Here is an 18,173-nt window from a genome sequence, read left to right on the forward strand (position 1 = left end):
CCGGCCGGAAACCGGCGTCATCGCCACTCCACACCCCGCGACGCCGGGCTGGTCCACCCGACAGACCCTGGGTGCGGGGTGACCGGTCCCTGGACCCGGGGGATGAGTTCGCGGGCGACCAGGTCGGCCTGCACCTGTTCGAGGTGCGAGATCTCGTGCTCCGCGGGGTTGGTGCCCGTCGAGGTCGGGGCGGTCACGCCGGCGAGTGGGTCGTCCGTCCTCGGCGTGGTACGGGTGAGTACCGTGCCGATGCCGGGAGCGGCGGCATCGCGGGCGGTGAGCGGAGGCAGGTTCCAGCGCTGCTGGACCGTCTTGAGGACGGAGGTGTGATCCAGCAGGGTGGTGCCTTCGGGCACGCGGAAGACCGTGCCCGGCTCTATGAGCGGGGAGACCAGGACGGTGGGCACCCGTACACCGAAGCGGGTGAAGCCGAAGCCGAACTCCCCGGCCGAACTGTCCGGCGGCACCGCCCCGTCGGGGGGCGGCACATGGTCGTAGCAGCCGCCGTGCTCGTCGTAGGTGATGATCAGCAGGGTGCTCGCCCAGGTCGGGCCGTCGCGCAGGGCCCGGTAGACGTCGAGGATGAGCTGTTCACCGAGGGCGACGTCGTAGTTGGGGTGCTGGCTGTTGCCGGTGGAGCTCCAGCTGGGCTCCAGGAAGGTGAAAGCGGGCAGGGTGCCGCCCGCGGCGGCGGTCCGGAAGTCGGGGAACAGACCGAAGTGCGAGGCCGGCGCGAGCGTTGTGTCTGGGAAGTTCCCGCGGGTCAGGGGCTGTTTCTCATAGCCGTACACCGCCCAGTCGAGGCCGTGGTCGGAGAGCCGGCCGAAGATGCTGGGGACGGTGAAGGTGTGGGTGCCGTCGTCCATGTGGCCCTGGCTGGTGCCCGCGCACGCCAACGCCCGGTTCGGCAAGGTCTCGGTCGGCGCCGACGCGAACCAGTGGTCGGCCACCGCGAACCCCCGCGCCAGACCGGCCAGCACCGGCAGCGCCTGCGGGGTGAAGCAGCCCATGATGTCCGCGGAGGTCGTCCCCGGGTAGATCGGCCGGTGCTGCCGGGCGCGCAGGACCAGGGTGTCGGCGTAATCGGTGACGAAACCGTCGTTCGTCGGCGCCGAGCCGCCGGGCGTCGCGGTGCCGAACAGCTGCCGGTTGGTGGGCTCGTAGCCCTCGCCCGGGTCCGCGCCGGGCATGAAGTAGGCGCCCGCCGCGGTGCCGTCGATGCGGAACACCATGACGCTCTTGCCGTTCTCGTCCGGGTTGGACTCGGTGCCGGTGAGCCCCTCATACGGCTGCTTCGACGGCGACACGTTGCCTTCGTCGGTGTAGAGCCAGCCGAGCATGTGGTCGAACGAGCGGTTCTCCAGCATCAGCACCACGATGTGCTCGACGGCCGCCAACTGTCCTGTGTCTTCGGGCATTTCATGCCTCCCCGGAGCGCCGCACCGTCGCGGCGGCGTGCTGATTCCCCCCGTGCGGCGATCCACAAACCGGCCTTGCCTCGTCTTTTCACTCCTGTGAACCGGAGTTGGCCGAAGGACATCGGGCGTTTCGGCGCCCCCGCTCCATGGAGCGAGTGGAAACAGCGTCAACCGGCCACCCGAGCAAGCGTGTTGGGTGGGCGGACGTCGAGTGGAGCGGTCATCCTCCGCCGCCACACCACTGGTCACAGCCCTGTGGTCGCCCCCGGCGTCGCGGTGGGCGTACGCAGGGCGGGCGGCCGGAAAGCCGCCTTGTGGCCGCGGGCGGCACGTCGCAATACTCGTCGACGTTCCGATCCTGGCATGATCACGCCAGCAAATCAGGCTGGTTCCCATGCCCTCCCCGACCCCTCCGGCCCCGCCTGCCGAGCAGACGGGGCACCCCCCTCAGGAGGCTCCACACGTGACGAACCGTCCGACATCCGCCGCCCGCCTCACCCTCGCGGGCACGGCCGCGGCGACCCTCGCCGCCACCGCCGTCCTGCTGCCCGGCACCGGAGCGGCCACCGCCGCACCCGCCCAGGTGGCCCACCAGGCCAGGGCCGCGGCGACCCTCGCCGCCCGGCTCGGGAACCGCGCCGCCGGCTCCTACTACGACGCCGCGTCCCGGCGACTCGTGGTCGACATCACCGACGCCTCGGCGGCCCCGCAGGTCCGCGCCACCGGTGCCGTACCGAAGGTCGTGCACTACTCCACCCCCCAACTGCGCACAGCCGTAGCAGACTTGGCGAAGCAGGCCCGGATCGCCGGCACCGCGTGGGCGATCGACCCCAGGCAGGACAAGGTCGTGGTCACCGCCGACCCCACGGTCACCGGGGCGAAGCGCACCCGGCTCGACGCCGCGGTCGAGGCGCTCGGCGGCAGAGCCGTCCTGCGCCACACGGCCTCGCCCTTCAAGCTGAAGATCGCCGGAGGGGACGCCATCTGGGGCAGCTCGGTGCGCTGCTCCCTCGGCTTCAACGTCACCGTGAACGGTGCGCCCTACTTCCTCACCGCCGGCCACTGCGGCAACGCCTCCTCGACCTGGTCCGACACCCAGGACGGCTCCGAGGTCGGCCAGACCGTCGACTCCCAGTTCCCCGGCACCGACTACGCCCTCGTGCAGTACGACGACTCCGGCTCGTCCCCCGCCAGCGAGGTCGACCTGTACGACGGCAGCACCCAGCAGATCACCGGGGCCGCCGACGCCTACGTAGGCGAGTCGGTCCAGCGCAGCGGCAGCACCAGCGGCCTGCACGGCGGCTCGGTCACCGGCCTCGACGCCACCGTGAACTACTCGGAGGGCTCGGTCTCCGGCCTGATCGACACGAGCGTGTGCGCCGAGGCCGGCGACAGCGGCGGCGCCCTCTTCGACGGCAGCTCGGCGATCGGACTGACCTCGGGCGGCAGCGGTGACTGCAGTTCGGGCGGCGAGACGTTCTTCCAGCCGGTGACGGCGGCGCTGAGCGCGGAGGGGGCGACGATCCCGTAGGCCACCGGAACCGCCAAGGGCGGTCGCTCACTTCGGTGAGCGGCTGCCCGCCGTCCAACTGCCGCTTCAGCGCGGGGATTCAGGGTGAGGACGGCAACTTGTTACCCGGGCGTAGCGGATGTCCATCCGTCCCCTCTAGGCTCTGCGCGACCACCGAGCACCATGAAGGGATCTGGCATGCTCATGATCCGCCGAAGAATCCGGGCCGCACTTCTGACGGCCTCGGCCCTGCTGCTCGGTGCGGTGGCGATGCCCGCCGCACACGCCGACGACGTCGGCGGGCAGACGCTGGCCGGGGTCTCCGGCACGGGCATCCACAACACGTACGACGACAAGTCCACGTACACCTACCTGGCCGACGCCCTGGACACCGGCACCTCCCTGGTCGAACTCGACACCTGGCACAACGTGTTCACCGGCAAGTGGAACGTGAGCCACAGCAACCCGCTGGGCAGTGACAACAACTGCGTGCAGGCGAGCACGGCCGCCGACCTGTACACCGGCGACCGCAACCAGAACCTCGACAGCTGCCTCGACGACATCCGGATCTGGCTCCAGGCCCACCCCACGAGCCACCCGGTCATGGTCAAGATCGAGATGAAGAACGGGTTCTACAGCACCCTCGGCATGACGCCGACCACGTTCGACAGCTACGTCAAGACGCACCTCGGCAGCGTTCTCTACACACCCGCCGACCTGCTCATCAAGAGCGACGGCTCGAAGTACGCGGATCTCGACACCGCCGCAAAGGCGAACAACTGGGCGAGCTACGGCTCGCTCGCCGGCCACGCGATCGTGGAGATCATCCCCGGCACCTTCGAGCAGGCCGTCAGCCCCGCCTCCTCGTGGTCGGACGTGGTCTACGCCCAGCACCTCAAGGACCTCGCCGCCGCGGGGAACATCAGCCAGGCGGCGGTCTTCCCGAGCGTCCTCGGCGCCCAGGCCGTCGACCCGCGCTCCCGCTACAGCGACACCACGCTGCGCCCCTGGTTCGTGGTGTTCGACGCCGACGCGGGCGCCTGGGTCGGCGACGGCAACACCGAGTGGTACAACACCAACCACTATCTGACGGTCGTCACCGACGCCTACGACGTCTCGCCCGCGCTCAGTTCCTCCGCGCCCTCACTGGCCGACGCCCAGGCCCGGGTCGCCCTGCTCGCCGCCGACGGGGCCTCGTACATCTCCTCGGACTGGATCACCGCCCCGGCCGACGGCGTCCTCAGCGACGTACTGCCCCGTGGCTGACGCCCGGCGCCCGCACGCGCTCCTGCGTGTCCTCACCACGGGTGCCGCGGCCCTCGCGCTCGCCGTGTCCGGCCAACTGGCCGGCACGGCGGGGGCGGTGGCAGCGGCCGACCCCGTGTCGCTGGTCAACCCGTACATCGGCACCGGCGGCAACGGCGACTTCAGCGCCGGGAACACCTTCCCGGGCGCCGACGTGCCGCACGGCATGCTCCAGTGGTCGCCCGACACCTCGTCACGCCCCAAGGGCGGCGGCTACAACTACTCCGACTCGGCCGTCTCGGGCTTCAGCCTCACCCATGTCTCCGGCGTCGGCTGCGACGCGGCCGGGGACCTGCCGATCCTGCCCGTGGTCGGTTCGCTCGGCTCGGACCCCGCCTCGACGACCGAGTCCTTCGCGCACTCCGCCGAGACGGCGTCGCCCGGCTCCTACTCCGTCGGCCTGGGCAACAGCACCAGCGTCGCGCTGACCACCAGCACGCGTGCCGGCATCGGCCGGTTCACCTTCCCGTCCTCCACGCAGGCGAGCCTGCTCCTCAAGGTGCAGGACACCCAGACGCCGTACGCCTCCTCGACGCTCGGCCTGTCCGGCGGCAACGCGGTGACGGGGTCGATCACCAGCACCGGCTTCTGCGAGGACACCACCCCGGTCACGCTCTACTACGCGATCACCTTCGACCACCCCTTCACCGCCACCGGCACCTTCACCGGCGGCGAGTACCTGACGTTCGACACCACGAGCAGCAGGACGGTGGAGGCCCGGGTCGGCATCTCCTACACCTCGGTGGCGGAGGCCGTGGCCAACCGGGACGCCGAGGTGACCGGGAAGACCTTCGCGGCCGTCAAGTCGGCGGCCGCGTCGGCATGGAGCGCCGAGCTGTCGAAGATCGCCGTCACCGGCGGCACCCCGGACCAGCAGAACGTCTTCTACACCGCGCTCTACCATGCCTCGCTCTTCCCCGCCGTCATCAGCGACGCGGACGGCTCCTACCGGGGCTTCGACGGCGCCGTGCACACGGTGGGCAGCGGCCACGCGGCGAAGTACGCCGACTTCTCCACCTGGGACACCTACCGCTCACAGGCCCAACTCACCGCGCTGCTCGACCCGTCGGCCGCGTCCGACATGGCACAGTCGGTGGTCGACGACTACCAGCAGGGCGGCACGCTGACCAAGTGGGGCATGGAGACCGCCGAGACCCACATCATGGTGGGCGACTCCGCCGTACCGCTGCTCGCCGGCTATTACGCCTTCGGCGCGCGGAACTTCGACACGTCGACGGCCCTGACCGCCATGGTCAAGGAGCAGACGACGGACACGGACGTCACCCCCGGCGTGACCTACCTGGACTCCTTCGGCTACCTGCCCACCAACTCGCTCTACGGCTGCTGCCACGAGTACGCCACGACGTCCACCCAACTCGAGTACGACACCGACGACTTCGCGCTCTCGGCGTTCGCGGGCGCGCTCGGCGACACCGCCACGCAGAAGAAGTTCCAGGACCGGGCGCAGGACTGGGAGAACATCTACAACCCGTCCTCCGGCTACATCCAGCCCCAGCACTCCAACGGCCGCTGGATGGACGGCTTCAACGCAAAACTGATCACCGGCACCTCGTCCAACGACTTCGCCGAGGGCGACGCCTTCACCTACACCCCGATGATCCCCTTCAACCTCGCCGAGCTGGCGTCCCTGGAGGGCGGCACCTCGTCACTGGCGTCGTACCTGGACCGCGTGCTCGGCGGCTACCAGGGCCTGGGCAGTGTCATCGGCACCCAGTCCAACATGGGCAACGAGCCCAGCATCGGCCTGCCTTGGGAGTACGACTGGCTCGGGGAGCCGTACAGGACGCAGTCCACCGTGCGGGCGGTCCAGGACCAGCTGTGGACCGACACGGCGGGCGGGCTGCCCGGCAACGACGACCTCGGCGAGATGAGCGCCTGGTACGTGTGGTCCGCCCTCGGCCTCTACCCGGAGATCCCGGGCACCGCCGACCTGGCCCTCGGCAGCCCGATGTTCACCTCGGCGGTCGTCACGACGGGCAGCGGACACACGCTCACCGTCAACGCCCCGGCGGCGGTGGACGGTTCGCCGTACGTCCAGTCGCTGAGCCTCAACGGCGGCTCCTGGAACAAGGCGTACGTACCGGCCTCGTATCTCAACAGCTCCGCACAGCTGGACTTCACCCTCTCCTCGTCCGCCAACACCTCGTGGGCGGCGGCCGGTTCCGCTGCTCCGCCGTCCTACGACGGCACCCCGGGCACCGGCGTGGCACAGCCCAGCGGCACGCTCACCGAGACCGCCACCGGCAAGTGTGCCGACGACGCCGGCTCGGGCACCTCGAACGGCACCGCCATCCAGATCTACACCTGCAACGGCACCACCGCGCAGACCTGGAAGGTCGTCCCGGACGGCACCCTCCAGGTGCTCGACGACTGCATGGACGTGACGGGCGGCGCGACCGCCTCCGGCACGAAGGTCCAACTGCACACCTGCAACGGCACCCAGGCTGAGCAGTGGCAGGCGAACTCGTCCGGTGAGATCGTCAACCCGGTCTCCGGCCTCTGCCTCACCGATGCGAGCAACGGTGCCACCGACAAGACCCGACTGACCATCGCCACCTGCACGGGCAGCATCGGCCAGCGCTGGACGGTTCCGTCGTCCGGCTGACGCACGGTGAAGAAGTGTCAAAAGAACACCCGTCGTGGTGTCAGCGGTTCCGGCGTTGTGCTGCGATGGCCGACGTCGGAACCGCTGCCGCTCGGGCCGAAAGGTTTGTCATGACCACATCCTTAAGAGGCCGTGCCCTGCTCACCTCGGGAGCCGCCGCCCTGGGGGCCCTCACCCTCGCCCTCCTCCCCGGCTCGGGCGCATCCGGTACGACCCCCGCCGCATCGGCGGCCTCCACCCGCACCGTACGCTCCCCGCAGGAGATCCTCGGCGAGCAACCGCAGGCCCTCAACCCGGTGTTCAGCAGCCCGGTGAGCACCAGCGAGTGCCGCAAGCAGATCAACCGGGGCTGCTACTCGCCCGTCCAGTACGACAAGGCGTACGACCTCTCGCCCCTGTACGCCGAGGGCATCACCGGCAGGGGTCGCACGATCGTCATCACGGACTCCTTCGGCTCCCCGACCATCCAGCACGACCTGGAGGTCTTCGACAAGCAGTGGGGCCTGCCCGACACCCAGGTGGACGTCGTCAAGTGGGGCGACGTGCCCGCCTTCGACTACACCGACCCGGACCAGAACGGCTGGGCCGACGAGACCACCCTCGACGTCGAGGCCGCCCACGCGGTGGCGCCCGGCGCGCGCATCGTCCTGGTCGAGACCGGCGTCTCCGAGACCGAGGGCCCGGTCGGCATCCCCGAGATGCAGAGCGCCGTCAACCACCTCGTGAACGAGGGCAAGGGCGACGTCGTCTCCATGAGCTGGGCCACCAGCGAGGCCCGCTTCCCCGGCTTCGACCTCGGCGACTACACCAGCCTCACGACCCTGCGCTACGGCTTCTCGGCAGCGGCCCGCCACGGCGTCACCCTCACCGCCAGCTCCGGTGACGGCGGCGGCCACGCAGGCCGCGTCGACGCGGCCTGGCCCGCCGGCGACCCCCTGGTCACCGCGATCGGCGGCACCGAGCTCTACCTGGACGACGCGGGCAACCGCCTGAAGCCGGACGCGGCCTGGTCGGGCAGCGGCGGCGACTACTCCAAGGTCTTCTCCCGCCCGGCGTACCAGGACCCGGTCCGCTCCGTCGTCGGCGAGCACCGCGGCACCCCCGACATCAGCATGGCGGCCTCCCCGGACGGCGCCCTGTGGCTGTACTCCAGCTACGACCCGACCCGCACCGGCTGGACCGCCGGCGGCAACGGCACCAGCGAGTCGTCACCACTGTTCGCGGGCGTCGTCGCCCTCGCCGACCAGCTCGCGGGCCACCGCCTGGGCCAGGTCGACCGCCTGCTGTACCGGCTCTACGGCCGCCCTGACACCGGCCTGGTGGATGTCACCACCGGCAACACGGGAGCCAACGGCTTTGCCGCGGGCCCTGGTTACGACCAGGCGACGGGTCTCGGCACGGTCGACGCCACGAAGCTCGTCCACACTCTGGCCGAGCGCCGCTGACCCCGACGTCTGCACAAGTCCCCTCAGAAGACCCGCTACACCCGGCTGACCGCCCACCGTGGCCCACTCAAAGCCCTGGCCGTCGCCGAGCACTCGATCACCACCGCGCTCAACCAGCTCAGCTGCACCGTCACCCTCAACGCCATCGGCGGCACAGCCCGACCATCCACAGACCAGGCACCCGTCGGCCGCTACGACCACCGGGCACCCAGCTCCGCCCAAACCGTCCCTGAACTGGACTTGTTTACACGTCAGAAGCCCTTCGCGGTGGGTTCGAGGATCGCCACGCACACTCGACCAGCAGGCGCACGGCCTTCTCGTCGTCCCACCAGGATCCCGAAGCTGGCGTCCAGGCGAGTGGTTCCGGAAAAGCCGTGGAGTTGGTCACCGGCACGTAGAGGTAGTCCATCAGGGTGGGCACCCAGTCGGATGCCTTGCTGGAGCCGTCGGAGACCTCTTGAACGGCGTCGTCGTTGTCGTCCTGCGAAAATCGGAAGTCCGCCAATGGCAGTTCCTCACGAGGCACTTGGGTCCGGCTGACCGGGCCGCCACGGTCCAGCTCCCAATAGGCCAGACCGAAGACGATGACGTTGGTGAGCCAGATCTGCAACGAGGCCACCAACAGCTCCTGGCCGTCCTTCACCTCGGCGGACACCAGCTCATGGACCAGGGGTGCCCAGCGCGAGGAGGTTGCTCGCCGCGATCACCGCCACGAGCGTCAGCGACAGGACACGGAAGGCCCGCGTCTGTCGAGTCAGCCGTCGAGGGTTGATCGCTACGAGGGACACGAGCAGCACACACTCCAGAGCGGGCAGTACGTAGCGGAGGGGGTGATCAGGAGCTGCTGGGGCAGGAGCAGGTACAGCGCGATGGCGACGAGTGTCACTGCCACACCTGGTAGTCGAGCCTCTCCGCGGCGCTCGTGCCGCGGATGTCTGTGACGGGCTTCTTCACGCGCTCGCGACATGACTGGTCCTCCACCTTGTCCCCACCTGGGCATGTAATGCGGCTCGTCCGGATCACTGTGCGCGTCGCAGGGGCCGGGCGCGGCGACGCTTCCACGGTCGGGCCCTCCCTGGTGACTACGGGGTCCGCCATGTGCGGACGGACGACCGGCGCCTAACGGGGGCTGAATCCCTGCGCCGGCAGCCCGCGTCTCCGGAGCCCCGGGGCCAAGCGGAGGCGGAGGGTGTTCATGATCCGGCTGCGGGCGCGGGGACCTGGCCGAAGTGAACGTCGAAGGTATCGCTGCACCATGAAGGTCATTCGTGCGCGCTGGGCACCCGGAGCGGGTCGTGAGGAGCGTCGGGCTTGGCGGCGGCGAGTTGCTCGCCCAGTTCGCCCAGCCGGCTGCGGCCGAGAGCGGAGCGGACCTCGGGGAACCACTCCTTCTCTTCCTCCTCGACGTGGTGCCGCACATTCTCGATGAGAACGGTCATCTTGGCGTCGAACCGCTCGTCCTCGGGATCCGTGCCCGCCAGCTCGGAGAGCATCCACAGGACGACATGGTGTTCCTCGACGCTCTCCAGTACATGGTCGGCGGTGTCCGGCACGGCGGCACGTGCGGCGGGGTAGAAGATCTCCTCCTCGATCCACGCGTGGACCGTCAGCTCCTCGATCACCCTGTCGGCGATCTTCCGCTTGGTCTTGTAGGCACGGTCCCCGGCCTGCTCGAACTCCTTGAACAGCTTCTCGACCGTCTGCTGGTCGTCCTTGAGCAGCACAATCGCGTCCATGGGCCCGCCTTCGTGTTCTCCGGCACGTCCCGCAAGGAGCGGGGGTGTTTCGCCGGTGGAAATACCAAAAGCCGATCGGCTCCCACGCTCCGATTACCCCAGGCAGTGCGTCCAACTCATCCGGAGCGCACCTTTTGCCGCGTCGGTCACGTCGTGAACGGGGTGGGTGTACTGGCTGTAATCACTGCCGGTCAAGATGTACGTTCGCACCATATCCCGGCTGCTGGTACGCCGTGGGTTGCGAAGTGAAAGCGAACTGCTGTGCGCCGACCTCGACGCGGCGTACGCTGAATCCGCGTCCTTGACCCCGGCGCTCCCCGTCGACAGACGGCGTCGTCCTTCGGCAAGCGGACCGGCTTCCCTGTTGTGTGCTCAGGTGGTTCTCCTGCCGGCGGTAGCACCGATCCCTCGGCGAACTCGCTGCTCACCTTTCGAGCGCGCCCGCACGGATGCGGCCTTTGCGGTGGCTTCGGTACGGGCAGGGAAGCCGAGGCGCTGTGCATTTTGTGCATACGATGATCCGGTACCGAGGCAGTGGCCGGGCGACCGTCTACCTGGAGGGTGAGATCGATCGGACCACCGTTCCAGCCGTACGCGCCGCGCTGGCAGCATGTGTGGCCAACGGGGTGACGGAGATCGACGTCGAGCTCGCCGCCGTCGGGTTCTGCGACGCCAGCGGTCTGAACGTCTTCCTCGAAGTCTCCCAGCACCTGGCCGCCTCGGAGGGCGAGCTGCGGCTGCACCATCCAGCCCCGGTCGTGAGTCGGCTCCTGGACCTCACGGGCACCGGATTCCTCCTGGCAGAGGAGAGCTCGGGCGTGGAACAGCCTCCAGCCGAGACAACTCAGCCGTCCAGCGGAGCCGCATGATCAGCGATCGGATGGCGGAGATCCTGCGGCGGCTGCAAACCAAGGAGTGGCCCGACGTGGCGGCGGACACTGCTGAACTGCTCGCTGTGGACGGGATCGCGGTCAGCGCGGGCAACGCACCAGGAGGGACGGAGATCCTCTGGTCCTCGGACAGCCTCTCGCGTGACTTCGAGGACCTACAGCTCACCCTGGGATACGGACCTGGGCGGGACTGCCTGGCCGACGGCATCGCGGTGCGCGTGCCCGATCTGGGCCGCGTGCACGAGGGCCGCTGGCCCGCCCTCCTCATCGAGGCGTCCGCCCTGAACGTGCGGGCGGTGTTCTGCTTCCCCCTGCACATCGGCGCCATCACCCTCGGCGCGCTGACCCTGGTCAGAAGGACCCCAGGACATCTGACACCCCTACAGGGCGACGATGCCAACGTACTGGCCGTCGCCCTGACCAAACGCGTCCTGGATCTCGGGAGCCCGCTGCGGTCGGCCGCGGAGAACCAGGACCTGGTCGCCCCGGTACTGCACCAGGCGGTCCTCCACCAGGCGACCGGCATGGTCAGCGTCCAGCTGTCCGTAACCCTGACAGAGGCTCTGCTGCGGCTCCGTGCCTACGCCTACGGCCACAGCCGCACCCTCACCGACACAGCCCGGGACGTCGTGGACAGACGGCTGCGACTCGAACCCGACCCGCACCCGACGAACGTCACCGAAGACGAAGACGAGGACTGATCTCGATGGCAACCCGTGAACAGCAACTCACCGAAGTCTTCGTCGAGGTGGCCGACTCCCTGATCGACGACTTCGACGTCATCGACTTCCTGCAGAAGCTGTCCGTGCACTGCATGGAACTGCTGGACGTCGCCGCCGTCGGCATCCTGCTCGCGGACGAGAACGACAACCTCCACGTTCTCGCCGCCTCCGACGAACACACCCGGCTGCTGGAACTCTTCGCCCTCCAGCACGACCAGGGCCCCTGCGTCGACTGCTACCACGACGGCCTGCCGCGGATCAACGTCAGCCTCACCGACCCGACGGCAACCGCCAGGTGGCCACAGTTCGCCCGCAGCGCCCAGGACACCGGTTTCGTCTCCACCAACGCCCTGCCGCTGCGGCTGCGCGGACGGGTCATCGGCGCGCTCAGCCTGTTCAGGGCCGGCCCCGCGCCGCTGGCCGAACAGGACCTCGCCCTCGCCCAGGCCCTCGCGGACGTGGCAACCATCGCCATCCTCCAACAGCGCACGCTTGCCCTCAGCGAGGCCGAGCGCGACCAGCTCCAGTACGCCCTCAACAGCCGCATCGTCATCGAGCAGGTCAAGGGCATCCTTGCCGAGCGATGGCAGATGCCCATCGACGAGGCGTTCGGCATCTTCCGTGCCTACGCTCGCGCCCACAACCGCAAACTCTCCGACCTCGCCCGGGCCATCGCCGACGGCACGCAGGGTACCGACACGATCCGCGCCTTTCCCTCGCGGGCAACGGAAACGGACAGCTGACACCTGCCGAGTTCGTCCACCGATCGTTCCCTGAGGCGCGCTCGTTCCCCCGCGGCAGGGGGTGCTGTGACGGCCAGGGTTCACCGGCTCGCGCCGATCGGGAGGACGGCCATGCGGGCGCGACGCCTGCGGTGGATGCCCAGGTGTTCGACCCCGGGGTTCACTCCGCGCAGCCGCGGGTGACGCATGTGGGGTATGACGCTCGGTCCCCCGGAGTAAGCGCCGGCCCACTCGGTCCGCGGTCCGGCAGATGCCAAATGACGAGACCACGTCCCGCGCCGTGATCATGAAGCCTGAGCAGGCCCGCGTGCAGCGCCCGTACTCACACACCGCGGACCGCCGAATCGCGGGACACCTCAAACGAGGTCGGTGACGCCTACCTGGTGGGTCGACACCGGTGTGTGGATCTTCGGCAAGCAGGTCATGCTACCGGCGAGCAGGGACGTGAGCATCGACCCGAACGAGAAGAAGGTCTTCGTCATCCTTGCCAAGCAACAGATCAAGGACGCACCGGAGTTCGACCGGGAGAAGCACCCCGGCGACCCGGGCTGCCGCGACGAACCGGGCACCTACTACGGCCCGGGCAGAGCCCGTTCGGCGGCCCGCAGGCCTGATCCGACGCCCGCTCCGAGCACCACGGCCCCCGGGACTCTTCGACGAGTCCCGGGGCTCTCGCGCGCCCGGGATGCACATGCGATGAGCGGGGATCTGGAACGGAGACCACCCACATCGCCTATGGTGCCGCCGTCGCTCAGGGTTGCGTCCAGGGAAGTGGTGTAAGGGTTCGGCCTGATCCGGGGTTTGTTCCGGCATCGGGATGAGGTCCGCATAGACGAACGGCCACCGGCTGATCTTCGAGATGTCGAGTCACGAAGGAGATCAGCACGATGACCGCGCCCGACAGTCTGCCCCTGCACGCCCTCGCCGAAGACAACCTCGCCGCGGCGAGTCCCGATCTGGTGCGCGGGATGGTCAAGACGTTCGCCGACGGCCGGTGCCGAGATGCTGGCCAGCGTCAACCTCATGTCCCTGTTCTGACTCCACCGCGCGCTGCGCGGGGCGCTGGTGGGCCACTTCGCCGCCGTGGAGACCACCCTCGTCGCCCGGCTCACGGCGCCTCGCCCACGGGCTGCGACGGGTCGGCGCGGGCCCTGCCGCCGTCCACTTCTACGCCGAGCACGTGGAGGCGGACGCGGTCCACGAACAGACCGTCCGCCGGGATGTCGTCGGCGGCCTCCTTGAAGCGGAGCCCGCTCTCGACGGGGACGTCGCCTTCGGTGTCGACGCCATCGAATGGACCGAGGAGCGGCTCGGCAACCATCTCCTCACCGCTTGGCGGCATGGCCGTACCTCACTGCGCGAACCGTTGTGACCGCTCTCAACGCATCGGCCGGACAGGCGAACCCTGCGCGTATGCGGTACGAGCGGAGTGCCTGGCTACCCGGGAACGGTGCCACCCTCCTCGTCTCGCACCAACTGCTCGTCGGCGACGGCACAGGGTGAGTGGCGTCGGGGCGCCCCGCGGCGACATGCACGCCCATACGAGGCAGTCGAGAAGAGGGGCATCGCGATGTCTGCGCAGTCCGAGCCCGAGTCCGCTCGGCAGGAGCACGGTGCGCTGGACGGCACGGGCCTGAACGGTCCCCGCTCGCGGGACCGCTCGGTTTCCGGTCCCTGCCGCTCGGGCTCGTCCTCGTCCTGGCCCTGATGGTCGTGCTCTACCTGGTGCTGATCGAGGGCGCCAAGCATGTCTTATACGCCCGCGCCGACACCCGGGCCGCGCTTCCGCCGGTACGCCACCGCGCCTCCGGCATCGCATCCACCGCCGGGCCGGCCGCTTCAGCCGTCCCGGACCGCTGACGACCCCGGTGACGCACTGTCACCGAGGTCGTCAGCGGGTCCGCACCGCACCGAGACGATCGCGTCGCCCCTGGCGGCCCGGAACGGTCAACCGCTCAAGGACTCCTCGGTGTCCCAGCGCGTCGGCCAGTTGTCCCGCCGCTCCCGGGCCACCTCCGCACGGCTGCCGGCCCGCTCTCCGGGCAGGGAGACCGGCCGCGCGAGGAGCGGTGCGGGGATGGCGGGCTCCGGGATCACGGCCCCTGCGGAGAGCGCGGCGTGCCTGTCGCTCCGGCGCACGAGCCGTCCGTCGGACTCGTCGTCGCTGTCCCTGCTCTGGTGCTCGAAGAAGCGGAGCATCTCCACGGGGAACGGCATCACGAGGGTGCTGTTCTTCTCAGCGGAGACATCCACGACGGTTTGCAACAGGCGCAGTTGGAGTGCTCCGGGGGTGTCGGCCATGGTCGCGGCGGCGTCGGTCAGCCGCTGGGACGCCTGGAACTCTCCGTCGGCGGCGATGACCCGGGCCCGGCGTTCCCGCTCGGCCTCGGCCTGCTTGGACATCGAGCGCATCATCGACTCCGGAAGGGCGATGTCCTTGATCTCGACGCGCTCGATGCGCAGCCCCCATGGCTCCTCGGTGGGGGCGTCCATCACCTTCTTGAGTTCCGCGTTGATGTGGTCACGGTCGGAGAGCAGCGTGTCCAGGTCGGCCCTGCCGATGACCGAGCGGAGCGACGTCTGGGCGATCTGGGAGACGGCGGCAGGATAGTTGCGCACGTTCACCAGGGCCTTGACGGGGTCGATGACCTTGAAGTAGACGACCGCGTCGACGGTGAGCGTCACGTTGTCGGCGGTGATGGACCCCTGCGGCGGGATACCCAGGACCTCGGTCTGCACGGACACCTTCCGCATCCGGTCCCCGATCGGCCGGATGACACGCAGGCCCGGCCCGCGGATGTCCGGCAGCAGCCGCCCGAAGCGGAACACCACGCCCTTCTCGTACTGCTGGACGTTGCGCAGGCTCAGGGCGAGCAGGACCAGCCCGGCCACGGCGCACACCGCCAGCACGGTGATCAGAACACCCATGGTTCTCACTTTCCTTACGTCGATGACGGTGCAGGACCCGAGCGGTCCGGGAAGCACACGGCACGGGGGGACCCCGGCCTGTCGTCTGAGGTGCGGCCGGGGTCTCGGGCTGCTGTTGAGGCTCTGGTGTGTCGGCCCGGCTCAGCCGGGAGAACTGTGCGGTGTGTCGGTCCGGTCGGCCCCGCTCACGGGTGCGCCGGCCCCTCCTCGGCCGGCTGCGGCCGTGGTCGCCACCAGGGTTCTCACGGCTCTCACCGCGCCGTCGGCGAAACGTATACGGCCGGGATCTGCGGGCGTGCTGCCGGATCGCGGACTTCGTGGTCTTCTTCGGAGTCCCAGGCTTCGGAGTCCCAGGCCGTGTGCCCCGCCGGGCCGGCCTCCGACACCGTGCGCAGGCGCGCCGCGTCCGCCATCAGCCGGTCCACGTGCGAGGTGCGCAGGCAGTCTCTGCCGGCGGCCATCAGCCAGCGGGCCGAGACGGGCGTCGGCTGCACCTGCCCGCCCAAGGGCACCGCACCCGGGAAGGCCGGCTGGTACGGCTGGTACGTCAGGCCCCCGGTGATCCGGCCCGACAGCGGATCGAGCACGGCTGTCGGCGAGGAACCGAGGGGAGCGGAAGGGATCCGGAGCGGCTTGGAGGAGGGCGTAGTTCCGGGGATCGGCGTGGGGTGAACGGTCGCAGTCATGAGGCGAACCCTGCTCCGGGCCGACCGGAGCCGGCCCAGCATGATCAAATCGCCGAAAGTGACAACGACATGGAAGCCAGTGCACGCAATACCCTCGGTAACACCAGCGTACTCCGTCGACGGTCCGAGCGGACTCCCCCGTCCGGGCAGCGCGGCCGGCCCAGGACCGGGCAACGTGGAGCCTGCCCAGCCGGGTCCGCTGGCAGCACCCCAAGGCCCGCACCCGGGGTGCCGCGGACCCCGGGGTGGTCCGACGGCCACCGTCAACGGACTGCGACTCCCAACCCCACACTGTCCTTCCAGGCGGCGGCCATACTCTCCATCAGCCGCCCGGCCTCCGCGTCCGTGGCGGCGGGCGGCACCACCAGCAGGTCACACCGGCCGCGGCCGGGCGCCAGCAGGCAGACGGTGGACGGGGAGTGCTGGGTGGTCGTCCGGCGCAGGCGTACGACCTGGTTGGCGACGAGCAGCCGGTTCGGGAACGGGGACCATACGGCCTCGTCCACGAGGACGCTGGTGACCTGTCCCCAGGCGTGCGGCAGTCCGGCCAGCAGCCTGGGCAGTTCGGTCGCCAGATCGGGCGAGCGGGGCCACCATGCGCCGTCGACACGCCGGTGCATGTGGCCCTGTGCCGGCTGGGACACCAGGCGCAGGCGGACGGCGGACGACGAAGAGAGCGGGGGCGGCGGGGCAAGTGTCATGAGAGCTCCTGAACGGGATGCGGTCGCTCGGGTTCACGCGCGGCGGGCGTCGATACGGTCCGGGGTGGGCCAGCGCACATCCCGGACCCAGCCGAGGCGTTCGAAGAAACGGATCACGGCGGCGGACGGGTCGAGCTGGCCGCGGTCGACGCCGTGCCGGGCGCAGGTGGGGTCGGCATGGTGCAGGTTGTGCCAGCTCTCGCCGAACGAGAGCAGGGCCAGGGGCCACAGGTTGGTGGCACGGTCGTGGCGACGGGTACGGAACGGCCGCTCACCGATCACATGGCAGAGGGAGTTCACGCTCCACGTGACGTGGTGGAGCAGGGCGATGCGGACAAGTCCCGCCCACAGCAGGGTGGTCAGTGCGGACACCCAGCTGCCGCCGATCAGCCGCCCCGCGGCGAAGGGCAGTGCGAGGGTGAGTACGCACAGGGCCGGGAAGGCCCGGGACACGGCCCGGATGTCACGGTCGGCCAGCAGATCGGGAGCGTAACGCGCCGCGGACGTGGGGTCGTTGCGGAACAGCCAGCCGACGTGAGCATCCACCAGTCCGCGCAACTGGCCGCATACAGAAGTGCCGTAGCGATACGGAGAGTGAGGGTCGCCCGGCCGGTCGGTGAAGGCGTGATGGCGGCGATGGATGGCGACCCAGCCGATCACGTCACCCTGGAAGCTCATCGACCCGGCCACCGCGAGCGCGGTGCGCAGCTGCCGGACGGCCCGGTAGCTGCCGTGGGTCAGGCCACGGTGGAAGCCGACCGTGACGCCGAGGCCCGTGACCGTGTAGAGCACCGCGGCGAGCAGGACATCGACGGGATGGATCAGGCTCCCCCACAGCAGCCAGACAGCCAGACCGAGTGCCAGGAACGGGAGGAAGACGATCAACGCCGTGATCGCCAGGGACAGCCGCTCGCTGCCGGTGCGCTCGGCAGCCGTTCCCTCGCGCGGGAAGGCTGCTCTCCCGTCGTACTCCGGGGACGGCGGGGCGCCTTCCGGCGGGACGGCGGATGGGGAGCGGAGGATATGGAGAGACATGCGCGGTCCTTGACCTCAGTGACGACGGTGCGGCCGGGGTCTTGGGCTGCGCCTCTTGGACGGTGGGTGCGTAACGGCATCGCAGAGAGCGGATGCGAGTCGCACGGACGGTGGATACGGGAGCTGTGCGGGCCTGGACTGGCCAGCACGTGAAGAGTGGGCGGCGGGGCCGTCATGCGGTCTCGCCCTGGTGGGTGCTGTCGGCGGGCGGTCCGGTGGAGTCGAGCCAAGAGCCGAGCGGACCGCCGACACGCGATGTGTCCCGGCGTCCCGTGTGAGGTGCAGTCGCGTGCCCGCTCCTGAGGGGCCGCGACGAGGACGAGACCGGTCCGAACACCGGCGTACGACGTGCCCTCGACGTTGTCAGCGTACTCCTGCCGCTCGGGACAGCCGCTCCGGCGCATCTTTGTGGTGCGGTGCCCGCCGAA

At 69.8% G+C, this 18,173-nt stretch carries 16 protein-coding genes and 1 pseudogene; 10 read left to right on the forward strand and 7 right to left on the reverse strand.

Annotated elements, in window-relative coordinates:
• Nucleotides 1-17 precede the first annotated feature (17 nt).
• Entirely contained in the window at nt 18-1,418 is a 1,401-nt protein-coding gene (locus EDD90_RS14610) for an alkaline phosphatase family protein (protein WP_123973440.1), read from the reverse strand.
• A gap of 463 nt (nt 1,419-1,881) precedes the next feature.
• Between EDD90_RS14610 and EDD90_RS14615 the strand changes: the two genes are divergently transcribed.
• The 4 genes from EDD90_RS14615 (at nt 1,882) to EDD90_RS14630 (ending at nt 8,304) form a co-directional block, all read left to right on the forward strand.
• Complete coding sequence (locus EDD90_RS14615) at nt 1,882-2,949, forward strand: S1 family peptidase (protein WP_398924526.1); 1,068 nt, start codon at nt 1,882-1,884, stop codon at nt 2,947-2,949.
• A 183-nt stretch (nt 2,950-3,132) separates the two neighbouring features.
• Nucleotides 3,133-4,194, forward strand: coding sequence for a hypothetical protein (locus EDD90_RS14620; protein WP_260327860.1), 1,062 nt, complete (start codon nt 3,133-3,135; stop codon nt 4,192-4,194).
• Nucleotides 4,187-6,859 (forward strand): lectin, encoded by a 2,673-nt coding sequence (locus EDD90_RS14625; protein ID WP_123973443.1) that lies wholly within the window; start codon nt 4,187-4,189, stop codon nt 6,857-6,859. Before EDD90_RS14620 ends, EDD90_RS14625 begins: the two co-directional genes overlap by 8 nt.
• Nucleotides 6,860-6,969: 110 nt before the next feature.
• A complete protein-coding gene (locus tag EDD90_RS14630) occupies nt 6,970-8,304 on the forward strand; it encodes a S8 family serine peptidase (protein ID WP_123973444.1) in 1,335 nt (444 codons plus the stop codon).
• 244 nt (nt 8,305-8,548) lie between these two features.
• On the opposite strand, the gene EDD90_RS56365 is transcribed toward EDD90_RS14630, so the two are convergent.
• Together EDD90_RS56365 and EDD90_RS14640 are read right to left on the reverse strand one after the other, a co-directional pair.
• Nucleotides 8,549-8,959, reverse strand: a complete 411-nt coding sequence (locus EDD90_RS56365) for a hypothetical protein (RefSeq protein WP_221305107.1) — start codon at nt 8,957-8,959, stop codon at nt 8,549-8,551.
• Between the two features lie 607 nt (nt 8,960-9,566).
• The gene (locus tag EDD90_RS14640) at nt 9,567-10,040 is read right to left on the reverse strand and encodes a hemerythrin domain-containing protein (RefSeq protein ID WP_123973445.1); all 474 of its coding nucleotides are present in this window, start codon (nt 10,038-10,040) and stop codon (nt 9,567-9,569) included.
• 515 nt (nt 10,041-10,555) lie between these two features.
• Here EDD90_RS14640 and EDD90_RS14645 point away from each other — a divergent pair.
• The 6 genes and pseudogenes from EDD90_RS14645 to EDD90_RS14670 all read left to right on the forward strand — a co-directional run bounded on the left by EDD90_RS14645 (nt 10,556) and on the right by EDD90_RS14670 (nt 14,255).
• Entirely contained in the window at nt 10,556-10,909 is a 354-nt protein-coding gene (locus tag EDD90_RS14645) for an STAS domain-containing protein (RefSeq protein WP_123973446.1), read from the forward strand.
• Nucleotides 10,906-11,631 carry a GAF and ANTAR domain-containing protein gene (locus EDD90_RS14650; RefSeq protein ID WP_123973447.1) on the forward strand — a complete coding sequence of 242 codons (726 nt, stop codon included), beginning with the start codon at nt 10,906-10,908 and terminating at the stop codon, nt 11,629-11,631. The genes EDD90_RS14645 and EDD90_RS14650 overlap by 4 nt, the downstream gene beginning before the upstream one ends.
• 5 nt (nt 11,632-11,636) lie before the next feature.
• The gene (locus tag EDD90_RS14655) at nt 11,637-12,395 is read left to right on the forward strand and encodes a GAF and ANTAR domain-containing protein (RefSeq protein WP_123973448.1); all 759 of its coding nucleotides are present in this window, start codon (nt 11,637-11,639) and stop codon (nt 12,393-12,395) included.
• Nucleotides 12,396-12,839: 444 nt separating this feature from the next.
• Nucleotides 12,840-13,175, forward strand: a complete 336-nt coding sequence (locus EDD90_RS55420) for a hypothetical protein (protein WP_185149090.1) — start codon at nt 12,840-12,842, stop codon at nt 13,173-13,175.
• Between the two features lie 210 nt (nt 13,176-13,385).
• Nucleotides 13,386-13,767, forward strand: a pseudogene (locus EDD90_RS14665) (iron-containing redox enzyme family protein); the annotation flags it as partial.
• Nucleotides 13,768-14,102: 335 nt separating this feature from the next.
• Nucleotides 14,103-14,255 carry a hypothetical protein gene (locus tag EDD90_RS14670; RefSeq protein ID WP_185149091.1) on the forward strand — a complete coding sequence of 51 codons (153 nt, stop codon included), beginning with the start codon at nt 14,103-14,105 and terminating at the stop codon, nt 14,253-14,255.
• An 87-nt stretch (nt 14,256-14,342) separates the two neighbouring features.
• On the opposite strand, the gene EDD90_RS14675 is transcribed toward EDD90_RS14670, so the two are convergent.
• From EDD90_RS14675 to EDD90_RS14690, 4 genes are all read right to left on the reverse strand, one after another.
• The gene (locus EDD90_RS14675) at nt 14,343-15,323 is read right to left on the reverse strand and encodes a slipin family protein (RefSeq protein ID WP_260327861.1); all 981 of its coding nucleotides are present in this window, start codon (nt 15,321-15,323) and stop codon (nt 14,343-14,345) included.
• Between the two features lie 251 nt (nt 15,324-15,574).
• Nucleotides 15,575-16,009 carry a hypothetical protein gene (locus tag EDD90_RS14680; protein WP_123973449.1) on the reverse strand — a complete coding sequence of 145 codons (435 nt, stop codon included), beginning with the start codon at nt 16,007-16,009 and terminating at the stop codon, nt 15,575-15,577.
• Between the two features lie 263 nt (nt 16,010-16,272).
• On the reverse strand, nt 16,273-16,710 hold the full coding sequence (locus tag EDD90_RS14685; protein ID WP_123973450.1) for a DUF5994 family protein: 438 nt from the start codon (nt 16,708-16,710) through the stop codon (nt 16,273-16,275).
• A gap of 33 nt (nt 16,711-16,743) precedes the next feature.
• Nucleotides 16,744-17,745, reverse strand: a complete 1,002-nt coding sequence (locus EDD90_RS14690; protein ID WP_123973451.1) for an acyl-CoA desaturase — start codon at nt 17,743-17,745, stop codon at nt 16,744-16,746.
• Nucleotides 17,746-18,173 lie beyond the last annotated feature (428 nt).

This window comes from Streptomyces sp. Ag109_O5-1, assembly GCF_003814875.1.
GTDB classification, from domain to species: Bacteria; Actinomycetota; Actinomycetes; order Streptomycetales; family Streptomycetaceae; genus Streptomyces; species Streptomyces sasae.